The organism is Streptomyces sp. GC420 (assembly GCF_009916105.1).
In the GTDB taxonomy this organism is placed as follows: domain Bacteria; phylum Actinomycetota; class Actinomycetes; order Streptomycetales; family Streptomycetaceae; genus Streptomyces.
Map to the genome: position 1 here is coordinate 1 of NZ_JAAAXQ010000412.1, position 6,389 is coordinate 6,389.

Here is a 6,389-nt window from a genome sequence, read left to right on the forward strand (position 1 = left end):
CCTTCCAAGCCCTGCGGGACCGGCAGACCTCCGACACGGCCGCCGCCCCCACCGGGAAGGCCACCCGTGTCAACCTCCTCAACTGGGACGGCAAGGGCCGCCCGCCCGGCCTCTTCCCACCGGGCGAGGAGGGCCAGGGCCCCGGGCCGGACGAGGAGAAGGGCACCGGACCATGAGCGCGGCCACCGACGAGCGCACCTCCCGCGCGCGGCAGGTGCAGTCACTGCTGCTCGCGTACCCCGACGAGCGGTTCGCGCGGTACCTGCCGCTGGCGCGCCGGGCCGCCGCCACCCTGCCCGACCAGGTCGGGGCACCCCTGCTGCGCTTCGCCGACCACGCGGGACGTGCCCCTTCGGCCGAACTGGCCGCCGAGTACGTCGCCACCTTCGACCACCGCAGGCGCTGCTGCCCCTACCTCACCTACTACGCGCACGGCGACACCAGGAAGCGCGGCGTCGCGCTGCTGCGGATGAAGCAGACCTACACCGCGGCCGGCTGGCGGCTGTCCGACGACGAACTGCCCGACCACCTCGCCGTCGTCCTGGAGTTCGCCGCCGCCGACCCCGCCGCCGGGACCCGGCTGCTCACCGAGCACCGCGCCGGCCTGGAACTGCTGCGCCTGGCGCTGCGCGACGCCGGCGCGCCCTGGGCCCTCGTCCTGGAGTCCGTCTCCGCCACCCTGCCCGCCCTCGCGGGCGACGAACGCGAGGCCGTGATGCGGCTCGCCGCCCAGGGACCCCCCGAGGAACAGGTGGGTCTCGCCCCCTTCGCACCCCCGCAGTTCATGCCCGACCCCGCAGGAGGCCCGCGATGACCGGCGCAGTGTCCACGGGGGAGACCGGCATCGGCGGCATCCTGCTCTGGATCGTCCTGCCGTACCTGGTGCTCGTGGTGTTCGTCCTCGGCCACGTCTGGCGCTACCGCTACGACAAGTTCGGCTGGACCACCCGCTCCTCCCAGCTGTACGAGAACCGGCTGCTGCGCATCGGCAGTCCGCTGTTCCACTTCGGCATCCTGCTCGTCCTGGTCGGGCACATCGGAGGGCTGCTGATCCCCAAGGGCTGGACCGAGGCCGCCGGCATCAGCGAGCACACCTACCACGTCACCGCCGTCGTCCTGGGCACCTTCGCGGGTATCTGCACCCTCGGCGGCATCGCCGTCCTGATCTACCGCCGACGCACCGTGGGCCCGGTCTTCTCGGCGACCACCCGCAACGACAAGTTCATGTACCTCTCGCTGACGGTGACCATCGTGCTCGGGCTGGCCGCCACCGTCGCCGCCAACGTCGTCGGAGGGGGCTACGACTACCGGGAGACCATCTCCCCCTGGTTCCGCTCCCTGTCCTACCTCAGCCCCGACCCCGCGCTGATGACCGAGGCGCCCGTGCTGTTCCAGCTGCACGCCCTCAGCGCGCTGCTGCTCTTCGCGATCTGGCCGTTCACCCGGCTCGTGCACATGCTCACCGCACCGCTCGGCTACCTGACCCGCCCGTACATCGTCTACCGCAGCCGCGACACCGGGCTCGGCAGCCGTGCCCCGCGCCGCGGCTGGGAACGCACGGGCGCGGGCCGCGGGTGAGGCGGCAGGTCGGCGGGTGAGGCGGCCTCCCGCGGCCGGGGCGGCGGCTCACCGGCGGGCGGCGCTCCGCCCGCCCCGGGCGGTGCGGCTCACTTGCGTCACTTGCGGGTGAACGTGCCGAGACCGTTCTCGTCGAGGTACTCCACCCGGACCCTGGACGCGCGCCCGTCGGAGCCCACGGTGAAGTTGACGCCGGTCAGCCCGACCGCGTTCTCGCCCGTCGTGCGGTAGCCGAAGGTGTCGCCGTCGTAGTGCCGCAGGGTGAACCGCATCGGCTCGGGTCCGATCCGCATCACCAGGTCGTCGTCCTCGGCGCTCACCCTCAGCGGGCCGTAGTAGCGATTCGTGTAGGTGCCCGTGTAGGCCCTGTTCCCGCGTGCCGGCGCGGCGTCGCGCGGGGGCTCGGCGTAGTCCGTCTCCGAGCGCTCGCCCTCCTCTGCCCGCCGCAGGAGCGTGCCGGTGAACTCCAGCCAGTCGACGGTGGGCTCCCCGGTCGCCGCGATGTCGAGGAAGCCGTTGACGATCGCCTCCGGCACACCGACGGGCTCCCCGTTGGTCAGGGCGACGATGCCGAGTCCCTCCGAGGGCAGCATCGCCACGGCGGTGGCCGCGCCCAGCGAGAAGGCACCGGAATGGCCGAGCCGCAGCCGGCCCTCGTCGTCGTAGCCGACGTTCCAACCAAGGCCGTAGAAGCCGGACCGGCCGGCCGGGGCGTGCGGCGGCTCGGAGAGGATGTGCGGCAGGTGCGTCTCCTCCAGGGCGTCCGCGTCGACGACCTGCCGCCCGTCGAACCTCCCGTCGCCGAGCTGGAGGCGCAGCCACTTCGTCATGTCCCGGGCGGTGGAGCTGGCCCCGCCTGCCGGGCTCTGCGCCCGCGGGTCCCGGACGAACTCGGGCACCCAGTCCCCGGCCACCTCCACATGGGTGACGGCCTTGTCCCCGGCCTTCTCGTAGTCGGCGAAGGAAGAGCTCGTGGAGTCCATGCCGAGCGGCCGGTACAGCTTCTCGGCGGCCAGCTCCTCCCAGCCGGTGCCCGCCGCGCCGGCCACCGCCACGGCCGCCTCGGTGAGCCCGAAGTTGGTGTACGCGTAGCTCGCGCGGAACGGCGCCAGCGGCTCGTAGCGCAGCCGGCCCAGGATGTACGACCGGTCGAAGCCCAGGTCCTCCAGCAGGTCACCCGCGTGGTCGGGCAGGCCGCTGCGGTGGGAGAACAGGTCGGCGAGCGTCACATGCCGGGTGACCCAGGGGTCCTTCAGGGTGAAACCCGGATCGTGCTTCACCACCGGGTCGTCCCAGCGGACCGTCTTCTCGCCCACGGCCTCGGCCACCACCGTGGAGGCGAGCGGTTTGGACAGCGAAGCGAGCTGGAAGACGGTGTCGGGCCCGACCTCCCCCCGCTTGCCGGCCTCCCGCTCGCCGAAGCCCTTCAGGTACACCACCCGGTCGTCGTGGACGACGCCCACGGCCACACCGGGCACCCCCGTCCTGTTCATGGCATCCCGCACGGCCGCGTCCAGCCGGTCCACGGCCCGGTCCACGTCCGCCCCGGTCAGCCGGGGCGGTGGCTGCGCGGGCGGCACGGTGGGCAGCGACGGTGCCGCCGCCGCGGCGGCACCGTCCTTGCGCGCCGCGGAGCGGGAGGGCCCGTCCGCGTCCGGTCCGACGCAGCCACCGAGGCCCGGGGCCGCGGCCGCGAGCAGGAGGGCGGCGGCCACGGCGCGAGGGCCCGCGCGGCGCGCCCGGTCATGGCGAAGCATGCACCCCAGTAGAGGCCGTACTTCCACCGCCTGCCACCGCTGTGGGCGGATCGGCGTAGGTCACAGCACCGGTGTGAGAACGGACACGCCGGGCACCGCGAACCGCCCCGTTCGGTCCACCGAGGCCCCGACACCCTTGCCCGGCAGTGCAGTTGAAGCCTCGACCCCGTCATGACGGCCGCGCCCCGCCGCTTTTGCGAGCCGTTCGGCCCTCGGGGGTGCCGCCAACAAGGACCGTTCGGCCCCAGGCCCCGGCCCGTACGGCGCTGGCCCGGATCCCCCTCCACCAGCGAGTCTGTGTTCCACGGGCCGGCCTCCTCCCCCGGCCGGCCCGGCACCACCCCACGCCGACCCCCGACCCCGGGGTCAGTGCGACCGCATACAAGGAGGCCCGCCGTGGAACTGGCGCTGGCTCAGGAGACCGTGGCCAGATGGCAATTCGGGATCACGACCGTCTACCACTTCCTGTTCGTCCCCCTGACCATCAGCCTGTCGTTCCTCACCGCGGGACTCCAGACGGCCTGGGTGCGCACCGGCAAGGAGAAGTACTTCAAGGCCACCCGGTTCTGGGGCAAGCTCTTCCTGATCAACGTGGCACTGGGCGTGGCCACCGGCATCGTGCAGGAATTCCAGTTCGGCATGAACTGGTCGGACTACTCCCGATTCGTCGGTGACGTCTTCGGTGCCCCGCTCGCCATGGAGGCCCTGCTGGCCTTCTTCTTCGAGTCCACCTTCATCGGACTGTGGATCTTCGGCTGGGACCGGCTGCCCCGCAAGATCCACCTGGCGAGCATCTGGCTGGTCGCGACAGGCACCTTCCTGTCGGCCTACTTCATCCTCGCCGCCAACTCCTGGATGCAGCACCCGGTGGGCTTCGAGATCAACGAGGTCACCGGGCGGGCCCAGCTCAACGACATCGCGGCGGTGCTGTTCCAGGAGACCACCCTCGTCGTCGTCTTCCACACCCTCACCGCCACCTTCCTGACCGGCGGCGCCTTCATGGTCGGCATCGCCGCCTACCAGCTGCGGCGCGCCTCGAAGGCCCGTGACGCCGGGGCGGCGGGAGCCGACGGGGCCGCGGAAACCGCAGGGGCGGATGGAGCCGCAGGGGCCGCTGCGAGCAGGGCCGGGAAGAGCACCGGCCGGATCGCCTCCATGCGCACCTCGCTGCGCCTCGGCCTCGTGGTCACCGTCGTCGCCGGCCTCCTCACCGCCGTCAGCGGCGACCTGCTCGGCAAGGTCATGTACGAGCAGCAGCCCATGAAGATGGCCGCGGCCGAGGCCCTCTGGGAGAGCGAGAGCCCAGCCCCCTTCTCCGTCTTCGCCTACGGCGACGTCTCCGAGGGCCGCAACAGCGTCGAGATCGAGATCCCCGGCCTGCTGTCCTACCTCGCCAAGGGCGACTTCACCTCCGAGGTCCCCGGCATCAACTCCGTCGAGGAGGCCCTCGAGGCCCGCTACGGCGACCTGGCCGAGGACTACAAGCCCAGCATCCCCACCGCCTACTGGTCCTTCCGCTGGATGATCGGCTTCGGCATGGCCTCCTTCGCGCTCGGCCTGGCCGGGCTGTGGCTGACCCGCACCAAGCGGTGGCTGACCCCCGACCACCGCACCGGCGAGGACGAGGTGCCCCGGCTGATGCTCACCCCCAAGCGCGAACTGGGCGCCTTCGCAGGCAACTGGTACTGGCGGCTGGCCCTGCTCACCATGGGCTTCCCGCTGATCGCCAACTCCTGGGGCTGGATCTTCACCGAGATGGGCCGCCAGCCCTGGAGCGTCTACGGGCTGATGACCACCGCCGACGCCGTCTCACCCGGCGTCACCGTCGCCGAGCAGTTCACCTCCCTGGGCATCTTCACCGCCCTGTACGCCGTACTGGCCGTCGTCGAGGTGAAGCTGATCGTCAAGTACGCCAAGGCCGGCCCGGTCGACGAGCAGCCGCCGCCCGAGGTCCCCTCGCTGCGCGGCCCCGCCGCCGACGACGACGCCGACCGCCCGATGACCTTCGCCTACTGAGCCCGGGCCCGCGAGAGAGAACGGATCATGCACCTCTACGACGTCTGGTTCGCCCTGATCGCCGTCCTGTGGATCGGCTACTTCTTCCTCGAAGGCTTCGACTTCGGGGTCGGCATCCTCACCAAGCTGCTCGCCCGCGACGAGCGCGAACGCCGGGTGCTCATCAACACCATCGGCCCCGTCTGGGACGGCAACGAGGTGTGGTTGCTCACCGCCGGCGGCGCCACCTTCGCCGCCTTCCCCGCCTGGTACGCCACCCTCTTCAGCGGCTTCTACCTGCCGCTGCTCGCCATCCTGGTCTGCCTGATCGTGCGGGTCGTCGCCTTCGAATACCGCGGCAAGCGCGAAGACGCCCGGTGGAAGCGCAACTGGGAGCACGCCCTGTTCTGGACGTCGCTGCTGCCCGCGTTCCTGTGGGGCGTGGCCTTCGCCAACATCGTCCACGGCACCAAGATCGACAAGCGGGGGGAGTACGTCGGTACGGTCCTGGACCTGCTGAACCCGTACGCCCTGCTCGGCGGCCTCGTCACCCTCGCCCTGTTCACCTTCCACGGCGCGGTCTTCGCGGCCCTGAAGACCCGCGGCGACATCCGTGACCGGGCCCGCGGCCTCGCCCGCACCACGGGGCTGGCCACCGCCGTGCTCGCGCTGGTCTTCCTGCTGTGGACGCAGGCGGCCGACGGCGACGCGTGGAGCCTCGTCGCGCTGGCCGTCGCGGTGGCCGCGCTGCTCGGCGCGCTCGCCGCGAACGAGCGCGGCCGCGAGGGCCGGGCGTTCGCCCTGTCCGGCGTCACGGTCGCCGCGGCCGTCGCGATGCTCTTCCTCGCCCTGTTCCCGGACGTCATGCCGTCCAGCCTGAACGCCGACTGGAGCCTGACGGCCGCCAACGCCTCCTCGGCCTCGTACACCCTGACGGTCATGACCTGGGTCGCGGGCATCATGACCCCCGTCGTCCTCCTCTACCAGGGCTGGACGTACTGGGTCTTCCGCAAGCGCATCGGCGTCGACAACATCCCCGCCTGACCCTGACCCCGACCC

At 71.9% G+C, this 6,389-nt stretch carries 5 protein-coding genes; 4 read left to right on the top strand and 1 reads right to left on the bottom strand.

Going from position 1 to position 6,389, the window contains the following annotated elements; all coding sequences use genetic code 11:
* The first annotated feature begins 172 nt into the window (after positions 1-172).
* Both narJ and narI read left to right on the top strand, forming a co-directional pair.
* The gene (narJ, locus tag GUY61_RS32665) at positions 173-814 is read left to right on the top strand and encodes a nitrate reductase molybdenum cofactor assembly chaperone (RefSeq protein ID WP_166633940.1); all 642 of its coding nucleotides are present in this window, start codon (positions 173-175) and stop codon (positions 812-814) included.
* Positions 811-1,578 (top strand): respiratory nitrate reductase subunit gamma, encoded by a 768-nt coding sequence (narI, locus tag GUY61_RS32670; RefSeq protein WP_166633941.1) that lies wholly within the window; start codon positions 811-813, stop codon positions 1,576-1,578. Before narJ ends, narI begins: the two co-directional genes overlap by 4 nt.
* Positions 1,579-1,676: 98 nt before the next feature.
* Here the strand turns inward: narI and GUY61_RS32675 are convergent, their stop codons facing one another.
* Positions 1,677-3,335, bottom strand: a complete 1,659-nt coding sequence (locus tag GUY61_RS32675; RefSeq protein ID WP_166633942.1) for a serine hydrolase — start codon at positions 3,333-3,335, stop codon at positions 1,677-1,679.
* 396 nt (positions 3,336-3,731) lie between these two features.
* Here GUY61_RS32675 and GUY61_RS32680 point away from each other — a divergent pair, with 396 nt between their 5' ends.
* Both GUY61_RS32680 and cydB read left to right on the top strand, forming a co-directional pair.
* Positions 3,732-5,351 carry a cytochrome ubiquinol oxidase subunit I gene (locus GUY61_RS32680; protein ID WP_166633943.1) on the top strand — a complete coding sequence of 540 codons (1,620 nt, stop codon included), beginning with the start codon at positions 3,732-3,734 and terminating at the stop codon, positions 5,349-5,351.
* 27 nt (positions 5,352-5,378) lie between these two features.
* Entirely contained in the window at positions 5,379-6,374 is a 996-nt protein-coding gene (gene cydB, locus GUY61_RS32685) for a cytochrome d ubiquinol oxidase subunit II (protein ID WP_166633944.1), read from the top strand.
* The last annotated feature ends 15 nt before the right edge of the window (positions 6,375-6,389 follow it).

Bases quoted from the DNA above. Each gene is read 5' to 3' on its own strand.
- narJ (WP_166633940.1), top strand. From the start codon at position 173: ATGAGCGCGGCCACCGACGAGCGCACCTCCCGCGCGCGGCAGGTGCAG.
- narI (WP_166633941.1), top strand. From the start codon at position 811: ATGACCGGCGCAGTGTCCACGGGGGAGACCGGCATCGGCGGCATCCTG.
- GUY61_RS32675 (WP_166633942.1), bottom strand. From the start codon at position 3,335: ATGCTTCGCCATGACCGGGCGCGCCGCGCGGGCCCTCGCGCCGTGGCC.
- cydB (WP_166633944.1), top strand. From the start codon at position 5,379: ATGCACCTCTACGACGTCTGGTTCGCCCTGATCGCCGTCCTGTGGATC.